Here is a 21,304-nt window from a genome sequence, read left to right on the forward strand (position 1 = left end):
CTTCAGTCTCGCGTTAGCTTGCGGTAGGTCACCGAATGCGGATGAGCTGCCTCCGGCCCCAATCGGTCGACCTTGTTCTTCTCGTAGGCTTCAAAATTACCTTCGAACCAGTACCAGGCCGCCGGATCGTCATCAGTACCCTCGTAAGCCAAGATATGGGTAGCGACACGATCCAGGAACCAGCGGTCGTGCGTGATGACCACGGCACACCCTGGGAACTGAAGCAGTGCGTTCTCCAGCGAGGAGAGGGTCTCCACATCCAAGTCGTTGGTCGGCTCGTCGAGGAGCAGGAGGTTCCCGCCCTGTTTGAGGGTCAGAGCCAGATTCAGGCGGTTGCGTTCTCCACCCGAGAGCACACCTGCCTTCTTCTGCTGGTCCGGCCCCTTAAAACCGAAGGCGGAGACGTAGGCACGCGACGGCATTTCTACATTGCCCACCTGAATGTAGTCCAACCCGTCCGATACCACTTCCCACAGGGTTTTCTCCCCGTCGATTCCCGCTCGGTTCTGATCGACGTAGGAGAGCTTCACCGTCTCGCCGATCTTCAGCGTCCCGGCGTCCAGCGGCTCGAGGCCGACGATGGTCTTGAACAGCGTGGTCTTTCCAACGCCGTTGGGGCCAATAACTCCCACAATTCCATTGCGAGGAAGGGAGAATGACAATCCGTTGATTAGGGTGCGATCACCGAAGCCCTTCTTGAGGTCGGTTGCCTCCAACACCACGGATCCGAGCCGCGGCCCTGGAGGAATCTGAATCTCCTCGAAGTCCAGCTTACGGGTGCGTTCAGCCTCCGCAGCCATTTCCTCGTAGCGTTCCAAACGCGCCTTGGACTTGGCTTGGCGCCCCTTAGCGGATGACCGCACCCACTCGAGCTCATCCTTCAGACGCTTGGCCAGTTTCGCATCGCGCTTGCCCTGAATCTCCAAGCGGGCTTGCTTGGTTTCAAGATACGTGGAGTAGTTGCCCTCGTAGGGATACAGACGCCCACGATCCACCTCGGCGATCCAGCTGGCAACGTGGTCAAGGAAATAACGGTCGTGCGTGACCGCAATAATCGCTCCCGCGTACTGCTGGAGATGCTGCTCCAGCCAAAGCACGGATTCCGCATCAAGGTGGTTCGTCGGCTCGTCGAGCAGCAGCAGATCGGGCGCTTCCAGCAGCAGCTTGCACAGGGCCACGCGGCGGCGCTCGCCACCGGAGAGCACGGACACCGGAGTGTCACCGGGAGGGCAACGCAGAGCATCCATGGCCTGTTGCAACTGGGCGTCCAGATCCCATGCATTGGCCGCGTCAATTTCCGCCTGTAACTTGCCCATCTCATCCATCAGCGCATCGAAATCAGCGTCCGGATCGGCCATTTGTTCACCGATCTCGTTGAATCGATGAATCTTGGTGATGATATCGGCCCGGCCCTCCTGCACGTTCTCCAGGACCGTCTTCTCTTCATCCAACGGCGGTTCCTGTTGCAGAATGCCGACAGTGTAGCCAGGGCTGAGGCGCGCCTCCCCGTTTGACGGTTCGTCAAGGCCTGCCATGATCTTCAGGATCGTTGACTTGCCCGCACCATTCGGGCCAACCATGCCGATTTTCGCTCCCGGATAAAACGCCATGGTCACGTCATCGAGGATCGTCTTATCGCCGACACGCTTGTAGGCGTGAATCATCTGGTAGATGTACTCTGCCACTGTTCTCCATCCGCTGTATCAAGACTCTGGCCGCCCGGGCAAGCAAACGGCCCTCGTACAGGATACAACCCCGGCACCAACCGTTGAAAAATACCGGCGTGAGGCTCCTACCACCATCGAGGCGCACCTGCGTCACGCCGCCGGTGAACAGCGTGCGCACAGCATCCTTGCGGCATATCGCTATACCATCACGGCGCTCAGGTTACCCGCCGGATCGGGCCCACTCTGACTTTGCTCCTCCGCAGGAAAGTCCGCCGACACCTGCTGGAGCGCGGACTGCTCGCCATCCAGTTCGTTAGAGTCCCCGTTCCCACCGGTGCCCGTGTTGCCTTCCTCCTCCAGGTAGGCCCGTAATGGTTCCGTGTTGCTGGCCGACTCACGTGGCTCTCCGTCAACCGGATCGAGGGCTTTCTGCCGTGTCTTGACGAATTTTGCCTGGCCGGTACTCAGTTCGATGCCGAAGGCATCGGCGACGATCACGTTTTCGCTATGGTTATGCCCCTCTTTATCGGTCCAGGTACGCGTGTTCAACCTGCCACGCACCAGCACCGGGGTGCCCCGCCGTACGCATTCAGCGACATTCGTACCGAGGTCGCCATAGCACCGCACCGAATACCAGGACGTCGTTCCGTTCTCGAAAGTACGCGTGTCACGTCTGAAGTTGCGCGGCGTTACACCCACGCGGACGAGTGAGGTCGTGCGTCCGAGGGCGTTGCTGAACACCGTCGGATCTGCGCCGACGTACCCGCGGATGGCGATAAGCGTTTCATTAGACATTGGGTTCTTCCTTTCTGTACCTACCACTTGGCACGGGTCAAGCATCCGCGATTGAAGGTTGGAAAGGAAGAAAGGTGCGATCTGCTGTGGAAAACAAGACCATTTCCGTGCCTGTGGGGATCGCGAGCCGCGCGTGCGTGAGCACTTCCTTGGGACAGATTGTGACTGGGGAGCGTAGATGTCGCGAGCCGCGCGTGCGTGAGCACTTCGTTTGCCGTTTTGTACGTACTCCGGCACCGCGCCGCGCCAACGAACTAACGGCAATCCGATTCCAACTCGCTGGTCAATACGGCAGCTTCGCGGATGATTTGATCGGGTACGTATCCGATTAGCGACGATTCACCCCAGACCACGCCCAGAACATCAAAGACTCCGCCGGGCATCGCGAGTCCCCGCGGACCAGTGCGTCACACGCGCCATGCAAAATCCGCGTCAAGCATTTGCACGAGGGTTCGTGGCCTAGGGGCTGACCCCAGTGGGTTACACCTCAAGTGCTTCACGGGCAAGCCGATGCCGGTCCAACACGGATGCCGCGGTTTCCACCAAGGTCTCTTTTGTACTCTGCGCAATCGCCTGTGTAGCGGCGGCCTCGTACTGCTCGGCGGAGCGAACTCCCGCAGTTGCCTGCATGCGCAAGCCCACGACCCACAACACCGCACTAAGGGCCAGCCCTCCCACCGCGAGAGCGATACGCGCGGGCAGAACTCTCACTGGCACTCCAATAATGGCAAGAACAATGCCGGCAACAGCGAGCAGGCTGCCGAGCACTCCAAGAACGATGGTGGGCTTACGGGAGACCGCTGGCACCGGCACTCCCCGTAACGCGAGTGCGATTGCTCGCCGCACGCGATCCGGATCGGGAATTGCCTCCGCAACCGCATCCTGCCACCGTGCAGGCAATCCGGTGCGCACATGTGATAACCATGCGTCACGCGCCGCAACCACCATGGAGGCAGCGGGCCGTTCCGGTTTGGCAATGGCACTCTGCCCCAACGTACGCCCCGCCTGCCGCAAGGACTCTACGACAGCGGGAATACCACAGGCACTGACAATCTGCTCGTTCGTCGCCTCAACCACCTCGCCGTCCAGTTCCGCCTCGCCGTCGCCCACACTTACGGCCAGGCGACGTCGTATCGCGTCCAACTCGGCTTGAGCGGTCGCAATGCCGGCCTCCGTAGTTTGAACGGCGTCGCGCAAGGCCTGCCGAATCGGTTCCAAGCCCTCGTGATTCAACGCCGATGCCGCATGGACCGGAACGCCCTCCAAGCCGTCCTCCTCCAGCAGGCGAATCACATCGGCCACCAAGGCGTCATAGCCTGCGGGCGGAATGGTATCCACCTGATTGAGGACCACGATCATATGGTCCTTCCGTGCCCGCATCGCAGCCAGGTATGACTCGTGAATGAGATGATCGGCGTACTTCTGTGGATCGAGTATCCAGACAAGCACATCAACCATCGGCAACAGCCGATCAACCATCATCGAGTGCCCCACGGCAATCGAGTCGTGGTCGGGCAGGTCCAGTAGCACGAGCCCATCCATGGAGTCCCGACCCGCCGTGAGAATCGACTCATGGTTAATCCGCCGATTCGGGCTAACGCCCAACATATCCAAGAGCTTCGTGGCATCGGCATTCCACACACAGGCCGTCGCCTGTTCCGTTGTCGGGCGGATTTCCCCCGCATCGGCAAAGTCCAGCTCTGTCAGCGCATTGAACAGCGTTGACTTACCGGATCCAGTACCACCGGCCAACGCGGCAACGGTAAGGCCAATGCCCGCGCCTAGGCGCTCCTGAGCGCCCAGCAGTTCCTTACGCACACGCGCCGCCAAGAACGGGTCGATGCACTCACCGCCGGCTTCAACCGCCAAGCCCAGTTTCTCCAAACGCTCCGTCACATCGGCAACACTGGCGCGTCCGGTAATCGGCCCGCCCACTCCACGGGCGTCATCATCGCCCGATTCTTCAGTATCGTTCGCGGGTGCGACTGGAGTGTCATCCTCCGCGTCGTTCTGACCATCGACGTCACCCTCGGCGTCGTCGGCGAGAGAGGCCTCTTCCGTTCCGGTATCCGCTCGATCTGCTGCCCCGGCGGATTCCTCGGCATTAGATGCAAGTTCCTCGTCGACGCCCACGGCCCCCTCACCCGGCCCGTCTACCTTTGCAGCCCGATCCTCCGGCACCGCATCCAGATCGCCATTGTCAGCCACGTGCTCATGCCCCCTTTGCCTGATTCTGAGCGAGATATTCACTGGCACGCAAACGTAACTGACGGCCGTTACCAATGGGAATCTCGTCAAGTACAGAAGTGTATGCCGCCGCGGCTTGATCCACCGCACCTTCCAGCCGCTCCGCCAGTTTTTCACGCGCAGGGCGTAGAACTTCGGCAACTCCCAACACACGAAGCGCCTGCTCGGCTCCCCCAACACCGCCTGCCGCGGACCCGAGCAGCGCCGCAACGCCCGAGGGTGTCAACCACGGATTGTCCGGTACTGTTTGTGCCATCACTGTAAGGTCAGAATGCCACTGCGAGACGGCATCGGCAACAATTCCGCGCACCGAAAGCCGCTTATGCCCTTCCTCCCGGTACTCCACAGTCTGCACAACGGTTTCGCCCCACACCTTCTGGATCGCTTCATCCGCGGAAATTAGCGCCTGGTTGAGCCCCACGCGAATGGAGGTGAGGACGCCATCGAACACGGAACCTGCAGCGGCGTCGCGCTCCACCTTGCGCCGTCGCTGCAGTAGCCCCGGACGTTCACCGGCCGCTAGTGACGCCAGTGCGCCGCCAGTAGAAGCGAAGGACAACCACGATGTGGTTGGTGCGCCATGGCCGTAGCGTCCCAGGCGCGCGTTTGATGCAACTCTGCTCCGTGGTTCCTCGGCGGCTTGCCGCGCCTTCTCCGCCAAGTCCTGGACTGCGGCCGCCTGCAACTCCACCGCCTCCGACAGGTCGAGCAGTTCACGTCGCAGCTCCGGCAGCATGGCCTGCGTTGTCCGGTCTACCAGTGCTGTGCCCAGTTTCGCGGCAGCGATAACCTCGAGCCACTCCCGAAACACCGCGACGTCCTCCGGCTCCAGCAAGCCTTCATGTGGCCCGGCATCGTTGATCAGCATCAATGGATCCTCACCGATCCCTGTCGCTTCCATACGGCTAAGCAGGTCGCTGCGCACCGCTTCCAAGGCTCGTTCGGGGATACGGTTGAGGACGACTGCGGTTGTCATTCCGCGACGATGTGCGTCTGCCAGGGTATCCCACGCCAGAGCATCCCCGTACCGGGCTGCCGTCGTCACGAACACCCAGAGATCGGCGGCGTCCAGCAACCGCCGCGAAAGCTCCCGGTTCCCGGCATCCACGGAGTCCAGGTCCGGGGCATCTACTAGCACAATGCCCGGAACTGCGCCTTCACTGACTACGACCTTGCCCATCTCAAGGAGCGCGTGATCCTCCATCGCCGCAGCGTTGGATGGGTGCACGGCGATCGCCGGAAAACGTGTTGTCGGTCGTAGCACCGAGGCGGGCGATGCCTCCTCGCCCAAAATCGAGTTGAAAATGGTGGACTTTCCAGCTCCCGACGACCCTCCGAGTACAACAACTGCTGGCAGATCCGCTTGGCGCAGGTGCGGGAGGATACGCGTCTTGAGTTGCGTGAGGAGCTGCTGGCGCGATTCAGAGAGTTCGCGAGAACCGGGCATGTCGAGCGGCAGCCGGGCATTCTCCAGCGCAGAAATGGTACGTGCGACAAGATCGACCAAATCGCGATGCGTGGTTGCAGACTTCACGCGCCTATTCTCCGCCACTTTGCAGGAAAAGTGGCGGATCACTCGCGGCATGTGGCAAAAGAATTGGTACTTGCGCCTTCCTCGGGTACATTAAGGGGGCCAGGATTCACCTGGGTCCGCCTCCATAGCTCAATGGATAGAGCAACGGCCTTCTAATCCGTAGGTTTCCGGTTCGAGTCCGGATGGGGGCGCAACCACATACCGCACCAGCACGCGAAGTCTGCCTCTTACGCCCGGCGCACCGGAACTTCTACCCTTCGGCTACAAGCGCACGCATCACCGCGCGAGCGCACTTTTCACGCAGGTCGTGCACGCTGCGAGCAAAAGCCGCGACGAAACGCGAGTCCGTACCGAGTTCGCCGAACACCTGCTGGTCCGAGATGAAGGCCTCATCCTCTCCGACACACTGCCGCGCCGCAAGCTGCTGCAAGCGCTCCCCCTGCTTGTCGTCGACGACGATTGTGGAACCGTCCTCAGCTGTGCCTTCCTCGCCCAGGTCCCAGGCGGCGCACAGCGCGGCTCCCAGTTGGATAGGACCGGAAGCGAGGTTGTCGCGCACGGTGGGTAGTTACTGGCTGCCGACGGACCCGTGACGACCGCGGAGCACCCGCTGAACCGTACCCGCGCCATGTTGGCTGCCAGTGTAGCACTCGGTTCCAAGCGAAAATGACCCAGCTCCAGAGCCCCATCCAATGGAGTACATCCCACCTGGATCCAGACCCGGAGCATCACACCTCCTCTCACAACACAACACCTTCGTCCACTGCGGCGTGCAGGCGAGTACACTTGCCGCCGTGACTACCCATGATGCAGCAACTCGTGAACCGAATACCCCTATCGTGTGGATCGACTGCGAGATGACCGGCCTAGACATCGACGTCGACGAGCTCGTCGAGGTCTCCGTCGTAATCACCGATTCCGATCTAACTCCGGTCGACGCGGGGATTGACCTCATCATCAAGCCCACACCGGGTGCCGTCGAACATATGGGAGACTTCGTTCGCCAGATGCACACCAACTCCGGGTTGATTAAGGAATGGGAAGGTGGCCTTGAACTGGGCGAGGCCTCAGCACAAGTCCTCGACTACATCAAGCGTCACGTACCCGAGGCGCGCAGGGCTCCACTGGGTGGCAATTCCGTGGGCACGGATAGGACCTTCCTCGCCAAATACATGCCGGAAGTCGTCGAGCATTTGCACTATCGGGTAGTTGATGTCTCCTCCATTAAAGAACTCGCCAAACGGTGGTACCCACGCGCCTATTTCGCTTCACCGGAGAAGACCGGCAACCACCGTGCCCTCGGTGATATCTACGATTCGATTGACGAGTTGCGCTACTACCGGAGCGTTCTTATGCCGGACGGCGAGGGCCCGACGACGGCGCACTGCAAAACCGCGGCCGCTACCGCCGCCGGCACAACCGCCCGCATCGCGCAAGCCCCGCAAACCGCAGAAGGCTAGCACCCGGCGACTCCTTGACGAGGGCGCTACGGGTTTCCCGCCGTAACGATCGCCGTTGCAAACGACACCACCAACCTCGAATAAGCGCGAGTCGGCTGCGCACCTGCGCAGAGCCTTTGAGGCCTCCTAGCGCGTGCGGCCTTTCAGGCAACCGTATCCGGATAGACCGCCAACTCCACCAGGTTTCCATCCGGGTCGCCCAGGTACACCGATTCCATCGGCCTAAGCGCTCCGGTTCGTTGCAGCGGTCCCAGTTCTGTGGTGAGTCCGGCCCGTCGGAGGTCGGCGACGACGTCGTCCATCGGGGCGCGGACCGCAAAGCACATGTCGGCGCTGCCGGGAGTGACGGCACCGGCATGCTGCTCCAACTCATGTCCGCGCTGATGAAGCTTGATTTTGGACTGGCCGAAGCGCAGCGCTCACCAGACTGGTCGAGAGCGACCAGGCGATCAAAGCCCACTGCTCACCAGAGCGAGGCCCACCGTTTACCAGACTACCCGGAGGGTGCCTCCACTGCTCTTGAGGCCCCACGGTCCCTCAGGCTGCTACGCCCCCACTCACACACCTTCCCGGGCGGTGCCACTAACCAGACTATTCGAAACGTGTAGCGCTGTGGTCCGTCCACCGCACCGCGACCCGATACGCCACCAAGGCCGCAACACCGACCAATGCCAGGCACAACGCCAGTATCCCGTAATACCACAGCCCGGGCCAGGAGATGCTCCGCTCGCTCAACCCGGTAATTGTGACCCAGCCGGTGAAGACCCCGAGCGCGACCGCGCCGAGGAATGCCACAACAACGGGCAGTACGGTCTCCGCGGTGATGATTCGCCGTAGCGTTGCCCCTCGCATTCCGGTCAGGCGCAGCAGTCCGAAGACTCGCCGTCGGTCCAGGATGCCGGAAATCGTTGCTACCGCGAGTGAAAGCGCCGAAATCGCCGTTGCGATCACAATGCCGATCGCCGCCATGGCGGCGAACTGGTTCTCGGTAGCCTCCGCCGCCACATTCCCGTCTTCATCGCGCGTCAGTGGCGTCGACAGCGGGTTAACGTGCCCGCCGTTCCACAGCGCCGTGCGCACTCGCTCCCGCGCGGCCGCACTGCCGTCGGTAGCAACGAGCAGCACTGCGGCATTCTCGCCGCCAGAGGGTGCGGCGGTGGGCCGGAGGTCTAAGGACTCCCCGGCTGCTGCTAGCGCATCCGTATTCAGGGAGACTCCCGCTGCGCCGTCGGGCACGGTCAAGCCGATACTACGGGTGTCGGCAGCGGAGAAGATCACGCGCGAAATAGTGCCGTCGGTAGCTCTCGGCGCGTAGCCGACCCCCGCACCCGTCACGCCCGGCACTCCCATAAGCTCTTCTTGCTGTTGCTCAATGCCTGCTGTAACGCGCTCGGCATTCTCTCCACTCCCCGCCTGAACAATGATCGTTGCCGTTGAGAGGTGAAGATCGTCGCTGACGGCTGCCGGTCGGCCGACTGCCGCGGTCATGGCCACCGCGAAAACGGAGACGAGAAACACCGCGATGACCATGCCAGAGACGGTTCGAAAAGCAGCTCGCGGGTGGCGGGCTATCCGAGCGCAGGCAACGAGGGTTTCGGGCCGTCGGGCGTGCCGTTGCCCGAGCCGCGCACACCATGCGGTAAGCATGGCCCCCGCCGTCATGAGGCCGCATGCCACTAGAAGGAGCCCAGCCACCAGTGCAAGTCCGGTGCTACGCGTTCCCCAGAGGCCCGCTCGGATCATGAGAAGAAGAATCACGCCTCCCAGCAGGGGCACTATCGACACCACCCGGGGGCGCCGCTCCTGCACATCGCGAATAGAGCCTACGATCAGCGCCTGACCGGAGCGGGCACGTAGCCAGGCGATCAGAGTAGCAGCCGACGCCGTGGCAAGAATGATTCCGATAACCAGGGCCGCCGGTAAGCGCAAATCCTCAATATAGAAACGCCCCGAGTTTACGCGCACCCGTGCTGCAGCCGGGAGAAGCAGGCGCGCAGCGACCGCACCGAAGCACGAACCCACAAAGGCGGTGAACGCCGCTTCCAACGCGGAAATCGCGGCAACAGTCGGCCGTGTTGCACCTATGAGCCGAAGCGTCGCAATATGTTCGGCGCGCTGCGCGGCACCCAAATCGGTCACGATAGCTATCAGAAGGAGCACGGGCACCAACATGGCAATCGCTCCCAGCGCGGCAATGATCTGGTATACCTCGCTGGAATAGCGGGTGCCGACAAAAGAAGAAACAAGTGACGCAGCGTTGCCCAGTTGTCCGGCATCAAGTAGTTCGTCTACCGTAACGCCTTCGACGACGACAAGTGCATCCGGCCCCTCCAACCCACTGCGCTGAATCGTTCCCGCAGCTACACCGTAACGGTCCCCCAGTTGATCCGCCGGTGCCGCACCGATGAGCTCCTCCAGCGCCGGAGAGGCGAAGTACTCGCCCGGGCGCGGAGTTCTGTCGATTCCCGGAAGCGCTACCGTGGTCTGATCGGACGCGGCAATACGCACAACCGTTATCGTCCGCCCACCGTAGAAATCGGATGTGGTGAGGGCGGCCGCCGTATCCGGCTCGAGGGGCAGGTCAGCTTCGGTGAGGCGTTCGGGAACACGGTATGGGGTGAGGGTCCAGGTGGAGCGCTCCGTGCGCTCCCCGATTCCGCGCGAAGCTCCGAGCAGCAGCAGGAGGATTGCGACGCCGATCATGACGCCCACACACATCCCACTGACGCGACGCCGCGAAGCGACGTCGCCGGCCACTAGCAACCGGGTGAGTTGTATCCGCGCCTTCATTGCGGCGTCCCGTCGCTCTGCCCGCCCACGCACGGCCCCGTGCTGTGGCTACCCGCACTGTCACTACTACCCGTACCGGCACTGATGCGGCCGTCACGCACAATGACCTCCCGATCGGCGTATGCGGCCGTGCGTGCATCGTGGGTTACCAGCACAAGCGTCGACCCGTCCTCTCGCACGCGCCTCACCAGCGCATCCATCACCTGTTCGGCCGCGAATGAATCCAAAGAGCCGGTCGGCTCATCGGCGAAGATGACGCGCGGGTGGGCAACAAGCGCACGTGCTATCGCAACACGCTGTGCTTGCCCGCCCGACATTTTGCTCGGCAACCGGTCGAGTTCCGCCTCCAGGCCGAATGCGACAAGGGCATCACGCGCTCGCGGCACGGCCTTACGCCGCTCGATACCCGCCAGAAGCAGCGGGATCGTGACATTGTCGAGAGCGCTGAGATCCGGCAATAACTGGCCGAACTGGAACACGAAACCGAAATCGGTCAAGCGCAGATTTGCTCTCCGCTCCTCGCTCCAGGAGCTCATGTCCTCACCTCGATAGCGCACCGTTCCGACGTCGGGAACAAGCACACCCGCGAGGACATGCATAAGCGTGGACTTCCCCGAGCCGGATGGCCCCATAACCGCCAGGGTTTCGCCTTCACTAATATCAAGATCGATGCCGCGCAATGCCCGCGTCATGCCAAATGAGTACTCGACCGCCCTGGTTTGCAGTAGGGATTGTTGACCCACCGCCTCTGGCGCCTTGCCGTTGTCTGTAGACGCTTCTCCCATCCGTTCCGCCAGACGACTGCCTGCCCTACGTGGCAGGTTCATGCCTGCACCTCCTTCCGAAGGGAGCCGAGCCGGGCCTCGGTTACATCAATCCACTGCAGATCGGCCTCAATGTGGAACATTGCGTGATCGGCCAGCAACGCCCCTCGCAGATCGGCTTCTTGTTTGGCCCGGGTGAGTTCGCGGAGGCGGGCGAGATGTGCGCTGCGTTGGATATCGAGAAGACGTTGGGCGTCGTCGCCAAGCAGAAGAGCAATGATCGTCTTGGCAAAGAGATTCGATTGTAGGGTATCCGCCACCGGATCTGCGGTGAACATCCATTCCTCCACCCTCTTGCGCCCCTGCTCTGTTATCTCATAGCGTTTCCGTTCCGGCCCGGCCCCGGGCTCTTGGGCGACGAGTGTGATCAGGCCGTCGCGGATGAGGCGTGCCAGTGTGGCATAGACCTGACCGTAGGCCAAGGGTCGGCGCGATCCGAACCAGTGGTCGTAGCTCTGTTTGAGGTCGTACCCGTACCCTGGGGCGGGGCCGAGCAATCCGAGCAGTGCAAGCGAGGTGTCCATGGCTCGACTATACACTCAGCGTATACACCGCGTCTATAGCCGCCTTTGAGTGCTGACGTGTCTGATCTTCCTACCCGGCGGCTCATACGGCGGCGGTTCCCTGAGGCAGCCATTCCTGCGGCGGCGGGCCGAGGAAGCACTGACGACGGCTTCGTCGCCACGCCGGAGCCACGTCGGCACTATCTCCCCTACGCGGCTGGCCTGCCCCGCAGGCCTGCCGCGGCGCATATCACCCACGCCGTGACCCGATCCAGAATCGGTGACTCAATGCGCCACCGTTGCCAATACAGAGGAACGGCAACACTGCGGCTCGTATCAAAACGCACGAGGGCACCGCGCGCAATCTCTTCTCTTGCTTGGTTGCTGGGAAGGACGCTCCACCCCAGACCAAGACGTACCGCGGCGAGGAAGTCATGATTCGACGGGACGAAATGCGCTGGAGGCTCATGCAGGGCACCAACCATCTCCAGGTATCGATGCTGCAAAGAATCATGCATATCAAAACGTACCAGCGGTTGACGCTCGGGAGCGGCGGCGACGGCGTCGGCTATCTGCGGAGCACACACTGGCCAATACTCCATTGCCCCCAGCGGGCTGACCACGCAACCCGGCGCGGGCGCCGACTGTGAAGTCACCGCCGCCATCACCGCTCCCCGGCGCAGAGACTCGCGGCTGACCTCCTCGTCCTCAATGCGCATGTCCAGCATCATGCTCCCGTCCCGCGCAATACTGCCGACGACGGTTGCGAACCACGTGGCGACCGAGTCGGCGTTAACTGCCAGCGCACAGCGAGTAAGCCGTGTGGTGCCATCACTTCGAACACCCGCCACGCCCGCTGCAGCCAAAGCCTCGGTTGCGTCCGCTGTTGCCAGTTCCACCTGGCGCGCCAACTTGAGCAGGACCTCACCCGCAGCGGTCGGCGCCACCGGTCGAGTTCGCTGCACTACGGCCCTACCTATCTCATGTTCAAGGGCTGCTAAGCGCTGACTGACCGCCGATTGCGTGATGTGAAGTCTGCGTGCGGCAGCCTCGAATGACCCTGTTTGGCACACCGCGGCCAATGCGGCCAGGCTTGTAGCGTTGTACATATTAGGAAGTCTAATGATACTTGCAGACTCTTTAAGATACTTGGTGGGAGTGGGATGGCTACCTAGTCTGATCATTATGGCCCTACCACTGATGAGTTACCTTCCGATGGCCGCCACTTTCGCCTTCGCACCCGGACCGGATGCCACCCTCACCATTCGCAGCTCGTTATCCGGCGGACGAAGCCACGGCCTGGCTACCGGGCTTGGAACCGCCTCCGGGTCCGTGGTCTGGGGACTTTCCTCTGCGGTCGGGCTGGCTGCGCTTGTGGTGTCGCAACCTGCACTGTTCGCAATATTGAAGGTGACCGGCGCGGTTTACTTGGCCTTTCTCGGGCTCCAAAGCCTCAACTCCAGCGTGCGAACCCACCGGTCAGCACCTCAACAATCGGCCGCAGCTCGACGCCCCTTACCGCTGCGTCCACTGCTGCAACGCGTCGGCTTGCGACGGTCCTACCCGCAACGCCCCGCCCTGCGAGAGACCGAGCCACAACACTCCGCTCTGCAGCAGCCAATACCGCAGCACTCCACCCAGCAACACTTCACCCAGCAACACTCCGGCACCCGAACGATGACCTCCTTGCCATCGCATCTACGCGCCTACCGTACCGGCCTTCTGGCTTCCGTTTTGAACCCGAAAATGGGGGCTTTCTACCTGGCGGTGATGCCGCAATTCATCCCGGACGAGAGTAACACGTTCCTCTGGTCGATGGCACTCATGGGCATTGAGTTTCCCGTCGCCGTCGTCGCAATGTCGCTGTATGCCGTGGCAGCAGATCGACTGCGGGTGCTGAGCAGCGAGCAACGAGTCTTGAGGTGGATGGACCGCATACTCGGCTTTGTTCTGCTGGGGTTCGCCGCTCTTCTCCTTGTTGAATGATGCGTGAGTGAATATCGTGGCATTCACTATGTGGACAGATGGACAAAGGTCTCAAATACAATTCGCCATCCGGACTAGGATGACTACCGGCGGCAGTGGCGGGAGCCACTCACCGCTATTCCGCCCGGTAGCGGGACACGTTTCCACGGGAGCGATCCTCTATTGAAACGGGTTTCGACTCCCAGGGCGATATGTTATGCACACCACCAATGGGAGGAATCTCGATGTCGAGTTCCACGCAAGAAAAGCCCCGTTCACGGGCTAACTCGCTAGTTATCCGCAGCGCTATCGTCGCTGCGCTCGGTGGCCTTGTCTTTGGCTTCGACACGGCCGTCATCTCGGGTGCTGAGGGCGCCCTACAGGAGGTCTTCAGTCTGAGTAACTTCAGCCTTGGCCTCACAGTTGCAATTGCAACCTTCGGTACCATCTTCGGCGCCATTTTCGCCGGCCGACTAGCAGACCGCTTCGGCCGTCACAAAGTTCTGTTGTGGATCGGGATCATCTACATTCTCGGTTCCCTCGGCACGGCCTTCGCTCCGACCCATATCATCCTGCTGATCTTCCGCTTCGTCGGCGGTATTGGCGTCGGCATGTCCAGCGTCTGCGCGCCGATCTACACCGCAGAAATATCCCCGGCTGCCTACCGCGGACGCCTCGTCGGACTCGTTCAGTTCAACGTTGTTCTCGGCATTCTGCTGGCCTACTTCTCCAACTTCCTCATCCGGCGGATCGCACCCGATGATGTCGCATGGCGCTGGATGCTCGGAGTTATGGCGATCCCCTCGGTCATCTTCCTCCTGCTGCTCCTCACCGTACCGGAAACGCCGCGCTGGTTGATGAGTCATGGTCGCACGGATGCAGCCATTGCCACGAGCCGTCGGCTCTGCTCCACCCAGGAAGAGTCAGACGAGCAGATCGCCGAGATCAAAGAGCAGCTAGCCGAAGACGCACGCCTGCGCAGCATGCGCACCCCGTTCTTCTCGCGGAGGTACCGGAAAGTCATTCTTATGGCCTTCGCCATCGCCGCGTTCAACCAGCTCTCCGGAGTCAACGCCATCCTGTACTACGCGCCCCGTGTGATTCAGGAGGCCGGCGCAAGCGATGATCAGGCATATCTCATGACTGTCGCAGTCGGTTTCATGAACCTCATAGCGACGATGGCGGCTTTGACAGTTATCGACCGCCTCGGCCGCCGAACCCTGATGCTTGTTGGATCAATTGGATATCTGCTGAGTCTCGGCTTCCTGACCGCTCTGTTCTTCGTCTACGACGGGAATTACAACACGACGTCGTCGGTACTGGTGCTGGTCGGCCTGCTCTGCTTCATCGCGGCACACGCCTTCGGGCAGGGCTCGGTGATCTGGGTGTTCATCTCCGAGATCTTCCCCAACCGGGTGCGCGGCGCGGGCCAGTCCTTCGGCTCACTGACCCACTGGACCTTCGCGGCGCTGACTACCCTGCTGTTCCCAAGCATTGTTGGAGCGCTCGGCGGCGGCATCGCCTTCCTGATCTTCTTCATCTGCATGATCGGACAGCTCATCTGGGTCCGCCTGGTCATGCCGGAAACCAAGGGAATTCCATTGGAGGATATGGAAAATAAGCTCGGCCTACGCGACGCCTGAGCCGCCCTGCCCGAGCGCGCCCCTGCGGCAATCCGTCAAGCGGTCACCGCCCGGGCGTTCCGTCCAACGGAACTGCACTCCCCGGGACTGCGCTCCTTGACGGCCGCCGCGGTCGGCAGCTCAGCGGCAGCACCCAGTGGGTACGGGACTTCTATCCAAGGGGTATCCCCCATAGGCGAACGCTCTTCAGAGCCCGGAACAATGACTCTTGCAAGGCGCGTCGCCGCTCGCGGAACACCGAGCCCAACAAAAGGGAACTGGCCGCACACATCAATACACACCCGTAACGCCCCTTGTCCGGCACTGATCGGAGAACTTGCTAGGCAAAACCGCCGCCGGTGCCGGACAATAGGTAACAAGATCTCTATACATCCACTCAGAGGAGAATCACATGGCTGTGACCGATCCGGATGCCGCACCCGTGCTGTGCCTGGGCGAAGCCCTTATCGACGTCGTTATTCGCGGCGACGAATCCGAAGAACACGTTGGGGGAAGCCCGCTCAACGTTGCGTGCGTACTCACCGAACTCGACCATCCGGCGCTTATCGGCGCGTGGTGGGGCAAAGACCAGCGCGGCGCCATGATCGAAGAGTTCGCGCGCGCGCACCACGTCGGCATTGTGCCGGGGAGCGACGCGGCACAACGAACAACTGTTGCCTACGCGCGTCTAGATGAGCAAGGCCGCGCCACATACGAGTTCGACCTGCTGTGGGACGTCCCACCGCTTCCCGCCCCGGCGTCGCTTGCCCACCTGCACACCGGCAGTATTGCCGCCACTCTTGAGCCCGGCGGAACCGGTGTTCTCAAGGCCGTCAAGGACATGGCAATCCGTGGAACCGTCTCCTACGATCCCAACGTTCGCCCCTCGATCATGGAGTCACCGGAGAAGGTCCTGCCACGTATCGAGGAGTTGGTGTCGCTGTCTGATGTTGTCAAGGCCTCCGACGAGGACTTGGCCTGGTTGTATGGCGAAGACACCCCCGTGGAGGAAATCATCCGCAAATGGTTGGCACTCGGACCGGGACTAGTCGTTGTTACCCGCGGTCCGTGGGGCGCCTATGCGCGACTCGCCTCCGAGCGGGACATGCTCGTTATTGATCCGCTCAATGTGGAGGTGGCCGATACCGTTGGTGCCGGTGATTCCTTTATGGGAGGCCTGATCTCGGGCTTGCTCGACGCCGGACTACTGGGCAATGCCGAAGCGAAGGCGCGCCTGCGCAATGCCACCTGGAATCAAATCCGCAGCGCATTGCACCGGGCAACCATCACCTCGGGGCTGACGGTAAGCCATCCTGGCGCTCACGCGCCCACCCGCACGGATATCGACGAAGTCCTGAAGGCCGACCCGCGCCTCGCATAGATCAAGCTCCCGCACCGCACGCTGGATGCGGGCAGGAGTCCCAGCAACCCGTGCCGGATACGACTAGGAGTTCGCGAGCCGAGCCGCATGCCGCGCAGCTAGAATGCTCCGACACTGCGTGCCTCGGGCAGCTACAGGCCCAGCAGACCTTGTTAGGCGGGCACCATTCCAGCAGGTGCCCATGAGGCAGAGTACCCGTCGACTAGGCGGTCCCATGGCCTGAGCGTCTCGCTCGTCTGCCCGTCTCGGTGAGCGTGGATGGTTACTGCCACATAGCCAACGTAAACCGGCTGACCCAGTCTTCGGACTCTGGTCAGCCGGTTCTGCCGTATTAGGCATTAGCTGCGGTTGACTCGCAGAGCCGGTCACCGCAGCGGCAACAGGTGGCGGCTTGTTTCCAGGCCGCCGGTCCAAATCAGGGTCACACACCTCGCACCGAGCAGACACTTACATTCTCAACGTCCAAATCCCGTCCAAACGATTCAAGCGGGACGCAGTAGCCTTCTCAAATCCGCACGATTCCGCCGTTCTTCAAATGGGGCTATTCCACTTTACCTGCGTTTGGACGGGATTTGGACATCCTCGGCCCCACAGCGCGCTGGTAACGGCACGAGTGCACAATTCGATGCCGGGGAGCCGACCTGCGCCTGCGGCACCTACGCATGCCTTCGTACCCAGAACTCGCCTTCGTACCTAAAGCTTGCCTTCGTGCCTAAAGCTTGCCTCGACGACCGTCACGAATGACCTCCGCCACAGCCGCCTTCTGCGCCGATTCGAGTTCGGGGCCGCGCACGCCCGGCAGCGCCAAGATGTTGACCAGAATCGCCACCGTGATGAGCACAACCGCGAAACCTGTGGCGGAACCCTCCCCGGCAAGCCCGACCAGCGGACTCACGAGTCCACCGCACACGAACTGCGCGAATCCCAGGATGGCCGATCCTGTACCGGCCCGCCGTCCGGCAACGGCTAGGGCGATTGCCGGGATATTTCCGAAGGCGAACCCGAGGCAGAACACGTGGCACATCAAAAGCGCAGGGATCGCAATGCGCAGCGGTGCCGAGTCGACTGGCTCCCGCATCGTCGCCAGACACAACGCGGCCATACCAACATCAACAACCAGGACGCTGGCCAAAGCGGTACGAATTTGCCGTTCCGGAGCCCAACGGATAATAAGTGCCGACGAAATCGTCGTCGCTACGGTCATGGTCGCCGCACAGCAACCGAAGATGACGGTGTACTGACCGGTCGCCATCCCTAGCACCGATTGAAGAACAAAGGGCGCGGCGGATAGGTAGGCCATCAGCAGTGAGAAGGTTGCCGCGTTTATGAGAACGATGCGAACGAAGAAGCGGCTCTTGCTCAGCTCCTTGGCACCTACGAGCAGGGAGCGTAATCCCGCAGTATTGCGGCGCTCGGCGGGAAGGGTCTCCGGGACGCAGAAGATGATGAGCAGCAGCAAGATGGCAGCAAATGCGGCGACGACGGCGAGGATGCCACGCCACCCAATTGGCCCAACGAGGATTCCCCCCAAGATGGGCGCGAGCACCGGCGCGATACCCTGAATCGCCATCACCAGATTCAACGCCTGCGCGGCGGCCGCTCCGCGCGCCCGGTCGGCGATGACAGCACGGCCCAGGACCATTCCCGCTGCCCCGCCCAAGCCCTGGACGAAGCGGGCGATGATCAGAACGGTGATATTCGGAGTGGCCACGGTTACGATGCCCGCGATAAGTGACAGCACGGTTCCCCACAGCAATAGCGGCCGCCGCCCCATCCGGTCAGAAAGCACGCCAATTGTTAGCTGCCCTATGGCGATGCCCACCAAGAATGAGGTCATCGTCAACTGGACCTCCGACGCACCCACATGAAGGTCACGCGCCATATCCGTGAAGGCGGGAAGGTAGGTATCGGTCCCGAGCGGTGCTACCGCTGCCAAGGCCGCCAGAGATAGAAGAAGCGTCGGTGGGAAGGCGGATCGCAATGTCTGCGGTTCACCCTGCGATGCAGCAGCGTTTCCGTGCCCGGCACTGCGGCGTTCTTCGGTGGCCTTGCCTTGCTCAGCGCCGGTAACGTGCTGTTCGGCAGCCCGTTGCGCGGCACCCACAACGCGTCTTTCAGCATCAGTAACTCGTTTCACGGCCTTCGTGGTCTGCTCTGGGGAATCTGTCACCCGCATATTGTCACTCGCACCTTTACACGCGTAGCGCCGGGGAACGAGGAATTGTGTCCATACTCTCACCATTCGGCATTGTCCCTGCCCCGCGTCATGACTGGTTGCCGGAAGTAAGTGACTGGTGGCTGGCAGCAGGTGACCGGTTGGCACTTCCGAGCCCTCTCCGACGACTTACCGCTCACGCCTCGCCCGCATTCACGGCGATCATCGCCACGCAGGGTTGGCTCGGCCGTCTCGCTGGAATGGCCGACTCAACGCGATAGTCGGCTCGGCGTGGTCACTTCCAGTCGGCTTGGCGTGGCGGCTCACAGTATTCGTTCACTCGGGCAGAGACGCTCTCCTCGCTGAAACATCGCTCGCTCTTCTCTCGTTCAGCAATAGCGCCTATGCTGGAGCATTGTAGCGATCTTCCCCGCATATCATTCGCACCGCGGGCCGTTGGCCGCTACGCTAGCGTGTATAGCGTTTTTCTGTTGCTTTAGCGGATACCGGTAAACGTCAGGCGAGTATTTTGAAAGGACTATCATGCGCAACCGCGACGATCTCGAGCGCACACTACATTCTTTGGATGGACAGAGTTATGCCGCCTACCGGCAAATTGAGGGGAGTTACAACCTCGGCAAGTGCGAACTGACTATTGATCGCGTGCAAGTCGACCCATACGCGCCGCCGTCGCGTATGCGTTTGCTCCTTGATACCGAAACGGCCAGTATTCCTGAGAACCTGCGCAGCGACGCCGCCGGTCGTATTGCTACTGCTGATTTTCTTACCCGCTCCGTGGCGCGGGAGATTCGCCGCATTCGGTCGGAGAGCGATAGTGAACATCCGCCGCGGATCTCAATTTTCCGTCCCGGCCAAGAGATTCTGGAGCGGACAAGCGTCATCGTGGACGACGACGGCGTCGAGGCGCGGCTCAGCGTCGGACTGCCCGCTGCGGGGCGGCGTATCCGTGGCCGTGAAGCCGCCTGGATCATATGCCGTCTTCTACCGCGACTAGTGGACCGGGCACTTGCGTACAAGGCCGTCAATCCCGAAGCACTTGCCGATCATGTTGAGTTGTACCGCGATGAGGAGTTTGTGCGCTCACAACTCGCGGAGCGTGGGCTGGTGGCCTTCGTCGGCAACGGTTCAATTCTGCCGCGCAGTTCTGGCGATTCAGACACACCATTGGACTCGGGAGCCATCGAGTTCGAGGCACCCGAATCCATGGAGACCAGTTTTGACCTTCCTAGTGGTCGCCGCATTAGTGGTATGGGTATTCCGGAGGGGGTAACCGTTATTGTCGGCGGAGGCTATCACGGCAAGTCAACGCTGCTACGCGCGATCGAGCGTGGCGTATACTCGCATATCGGCGGGGATGGTCGCGAGTGGGTCATTACCCGCGCGGACGCTGTTTCAATTCGGGCCGAGGATGGACGCGCGGTAGCCGGCGTCGATATTTCGCCGTTCATTTCCGATCTTCCTTCCGGTGCCGATACGGCGAATTTCTCCACTACGAATGCCTCCGGTTCGACGTCGCAGGCAGCAAACCTGATGGAAGCTCTGGAAGCAGGGGCTTCAGCGCTGCTTATAGACGAGGACACCTCCGCTACGAACTTTATGATCCGTGACGAGCGCATGCGGCGGCTAATTCCGGAATCACGCGAGCCGATCACCCCATTCTTTGACCGAGTGCGGGAGCTGTACGCCGAGCGCGGCGTATCGACGGTGTTAGTTGCCGGAGGCTCGGGAGCGTTCTTCGATGTGATGGACCACGTCATTGCCATGGACGCCTACGTACCCCGCGATGCTACCGAAGCGGCCCGCGCAATCGCGGAGGCGGACTACGTCGAGCACGACGGCGACGAGGAGGATGCGGAGTTTCCCTCCTTCAATGATCCATTCTCAGCGGAACTGACAAAGCCACGCCGTAGCACAGGAGCCGATGGTGCCGTCTTCCCGGTACCGGCACGACGCATTCCGGTTGCATCATCGCTCCAGCCGGCTGGAAAGACGAAACCAGCCCGCGCCTCGGGTGTGGACACGATTCGCTACGGCCGCGATAGCGATATTGAATTGGGCGCGTTGTCGCAGTTGGTCGACGAGGCGCAGACTGCCGCCATCGCTGAGGCACTGGAATGTGTGGTAGAGCTAGCCGACGGGAAGCGCCCGGTCACGGATATTGTTGACGAGATCATCGGTTGGATCGATGAGGACGGTTTGGACGCACTGGTACCCGAGCAGCACTTCCTTGGTGGTTTGGCAAGGCCGCGCCGCCACGAGATCTTGGCCGCGTTGAACCGCTACCGCGGCCTGCGTTTGGCGTAGCTTTCGCGTAACCGCGCGTGGCCTTGCCTAGCGGCC

At 61.6% G+C, this 21,304-nt stretch carries 17 protein-coding genes and 1 tRNA gene; 6 read left to right on the plus strand and 12 right to left on the minus strand.

Annotated elements, in window-relative coordinates:
* Positions 1 to 2: 2 nt before the first annotated feature.
* From ettA to EKN07_RS05925, 5 genes are all read right to left on the minus strand, one after another.
* Positions 3 to 1,685, minus strand: coding sequence for an energy-dependent translational throttle protein EttA (gene ettA / locus EKN07_RS05910; protein WP_126145871.1), 1,683 nt, complete (start codon positions 1,683 to 1,685; stop codon positions 3 to 5).
* Between the two features lie 180 nt (positions 1,686 to 1,865).
* Positions 1,866 to 2,462, minus strand: a complete 597-nt coding sequence (locus EKN07_RS05915) for a single-stranded DNA-binding protein (RefSeq protein ID WP_164546611.1) — start codon at positions 2,460 to 2,462, stop codon at positions 1,866 to 1,868.
* 254 nt (positions 2,463 to 2,716) lie between these two features.
* Positions 2,717 to 2,845 carry a hypothetical protein gene (locus EKN07_RS13125; RefSeq protein ID WP_277600500.1) on the minus strand — a complete coding sequence of 43 codons (129 nt, stop codon included), beginning with the start codon at positions 2,843 to 2,845 and terminating at the stop codon, positions 2,717 to 2,719.
* Between the two features lie 97 nt (positions 2,846 to 2,942).
* Positions 2,943 to 4,670 (minus strand): GTPase, encoded by a 1,728-nt coding sequence (locus tag EKN07_RS05920; RefSeq protein WP_164546612.1) that lies wholly within the window; start codon positions 4,668 to 4,670, stop codon positions 2,943 to 2,945.
* Between the two features lie 4 nt (positions 4,671 to 4,674).
* Complete coding sequence (locus EKN07_RS05925) at positions 4,675 to 6,243, minus strand: GTPase domain-containing protein (RefSeq protein WP_164505505.1); 1,569 nt, start codon at positions 6,241 to 6,243, stop codon at positions 4,675 to 4,677.
* Positions 6,244 to 6,361: 118 nt separating this feature from the next.
* On the opposite strand from EKN07_RS05925, the gene EKN07_RS05930 reads away from it, so the two are divergent.
* Positions 6,362 to 6,434 (plus strand) — tRNA-Arg (locus tag EKN07_RS05930).
* Between the two features lie 59 nt (positions 6,435 to 6,493).
* Here EKN07_RS05930 and EKN07_RS05935 read toward each other — a convergent pair.
* Positions 6,494 to 6,802, minus strand: coding sequence for a hypothetical protein (locus EKN07_RS05935; protein ID WP_108716002.1), 309 nt, complete (start codon positions 6,800 to 6,802; stop codon positions 6,494 to 6,496).
* Between the two features lie 235 nt (positions 6,803 to 7,037).
* On the opposite strand from EKN07_RS05935, the gene orn reads away from it, so the two are divergent.
* A complete protein-coding gene (gene orn, locus EKN07_RS05940; protein ID WP_277600501.1) occupies positions 7,038 to 7,703 on the plus strand; it encodes an oligoribonuclease in 666 nt (221 codons plus the stop codon).
* Between the two features lie 143 nt (positions 7,704 to 7,846).
* On the opposite strand, the gene EKN07_RS05945 is transcribed toward orn, so the two are convergent.
* From EKN07_RS05945 to EKN07_RS05965, 5 genes are all read right to left on the minus strand, one after another.
* On the minus strand, positions 7,847 to 8,071 hold the full coding sequence (locus EKN07_RS05945; protein WP_108716004.1) for a hypothetical protein: 225 nt from the start codon (positions 8,069 to 8,071) through the stop codon (positions 7,847 to 7,849).
* A gap of 223 nt (positions 8,072 to 8,294) precedes the next feature.
* Entirely contained in the window at positions 8,295 to 10,493 is a 2,199-nt protein-coding gene (locus tag EKN07_RS05950; protein ID WP_126145874.1) for an ABC transporter permease, read from the minus strand.
* On the minus strand, positions 10,490 to 11,278 hold the full coding sequence (locus tag EKN07_RS05955; RefSeq protein WP_108716709.1) for an ABC transporter ATP-binding protein: 789 nt from the start codon (positions 11,276 to 11,278) through the stop codon (positions 10,490 to 10,492). The genes EKN07_RS05950 and EKN07_RS05955 overlap by 4 nt, the downstream gene beginning before the upstream one ends.
* Before the next feature lie 38 nt (positions 11,279 to 11,316).
* The gene (locus tag EKN07_RS05960) at positions 11,317 to 11,841 is read right to left on the minus strand and encodes a PadR family transcriptional regulator (protein WP_108716006.1); all 525 of its coding nucleotides are present in this window, start codon (positions 11,839 to 11,841) and stop codon (positions 11,317 to 11,319) included.
* Positions 11,842 to 12,029: 188 nt separating this feature from the next.
* Positions 12,030 to 13,004 (minus strand): ArgP/LysG family DNA-binding transcriptional regulator, encoded by a 975-nt coding sequence (locus EKN07_RS05965; RefSeq protein WP_346962692.1) that lies wholly within the window; start codon positions 13,002 to 13,004, stop codon positions 12,030 to 12,032.
* Position 13,005: 1 nt separating this feature from the next.
* On the opposite strand from EKN07_RS05965, the gene EKN07_RS05970 reads away from it, so the two are divergent.
* The 3 genes from EKN07_RS05970 to EKN07_RS05980 all read left to right on the plus strand — a co-directional run bounded on the left by EKN07_RS05970 (position 13,006) and on the right by EKN07_RS05980 (position 16,788).
* Positions 13,006 to 13,806, plus strand: coding sequence for a LysE family translocator (locus tag EKN07_RS05970; RefSeq protein ID WP_164546613.1), 801 nt, complete (start codon positions 13,006 to 13,008; stop codon positions 13,804 to 13,806).
* 224 nt (positions 13,807 to 14,030) lie between these two features.
* Positions 14,031 to 15,428, plus strand: a complete 1,398-nt coding sequence (locus tag EKN07_RS05975; protein WP_126145877.1) for a sugar porter family MFS transporter — start codon at positions 14,031 to 14,033, stop codon at positions 15,426 to 15,428.
* 391 nt (positions 15,429 to 15,819) lie between these two features.
* Positions 15,820 to 16,788: a carbohydrate kinase gene (locus tag EKN07_RS05980; protein ID WP_108716010.1), complete on the plus strand. Its 969-nt coding sequence runs from the start codon at positions 15,820 to 15,822 to the stop codon at positions 16,786 to 16,788.
* A gap of 712 nt (positions 16,789 to 17,500) precedes the next feature.
* Here the strand turns inward: EKN07_RS05980 and EKN07_RS05985 are convergent.
* Positions 17,501 to 18,958, minus strand: coding sequence for a multidrug effflux MFS transporter (locus tag EKN07_RS05985; protein ID WP_346426207.1), 1,458 nt, complete (start codon positions 18,956 to 18,958; stop codon positions 17,501 to 17,503).
* A 528-nt stretch (positions 18,959 to 19,486) separates the two neighbouring features.
* On the opposite strand from EKN07_RS05985, the gene EKN07_RS05990 reads away from it, so the two are divergent.
* The gene (locus EKN07_RS05990) at positions 19,487 to 21,268 is read left to right on the plus strand and encodes an ABC-ATPase domain-containing protein (protein ID WP_126145878.1); all 1,782 of its coding nucleotides are present in this window, start codon (positions 19,487 to 19,489) and stop codon (positions 21,266 to 21,268) included.
* Positions 21,269 to 21,304: the final 36 nt, after the last annotated feature.

Source organism: Actinobaculum sp. 352, from assembly GCF_003957265.1.
In the GTDB taxonomy this organism is placed as follows: domain Bacteria; phylum Actinomycetota; class Actinomycetes; order Actinomycetales; family Actinomycetaceae; genus Asp313.

Bases quoted from the DNA above. Each gene is read 5' to 3' on its own strand.
- EKN07_RS05915 (WP_164546611.1), bottom strand. From the start codon at position 2,462: ATGTCTAATGAAACGCTTATCGCCATCCGCGGGTACGTCGGCGCAGAT.
- EKN07_RS13125 (WP_277600500.1), bottom strand. From the start codon at position 2,845: ATGCCCGGCGGAGTCTTTGATGTTCTGGGCGTGGTCTGGGGTGAATCG.
- EKN07_RS05950 (WP_126145874.1), bottom strand. From the start codon at position 10,493: ATGAAGGCGCGGATACAACTCACCCGGTTGCTAGTGGCCGGCGACGTC.
- EKN07_RS05955 (WP_108716709.1), bottom strand. From the start codon at position 11,278: ATGGGAGAAGCGTCTACAGACAACGGCAAGGCGCCAGAGGCGGTGGGT.
- EKN07_RS05960 (WP_108716006.1), bottom strand. From the start codon at position 11,841: ATGGACACCTCGCTTGCACTGCTCGGATTGCTCGGCCCCGCCCCAGGG.
- EKN07_RS05965 (WP_346962692.1), bottom strand. From the start codon at position 13,004: ATGATCAGACTAGGTAGCCATCCCACTCCCACCAAGTATCTTAAAGAG.
- EKN07_RS05970 (WP_164546613.1), top strand. From the start codon at position 13,006: ATGGCCCTACCACTGATGAGTTACCTTCCGATGGCCGCCACTTTCGCC.
- EKN07_RS05975 (WP_126145877.1), top strand. From the start codon at position 14,031: ATGTCGAGTTCCACGCAAGAAAAGCCCCGTTCACGGGCTAACTCGCTA.
- EKN07_RS05980 (WP_108716010.1), top strand. From the start codon at position 15,820: ATGGCTGTGACCGATCCGGATGCCGCACCCGTGCTGTGCCTGGGCGAA.
- EKN07_RS05990 (WP_126145878.1), top strand. From the start codon at position 19,487: ATGCGCAACCGCGACGATCTCGAGCGCACACTACATTCTTTGGATGGA.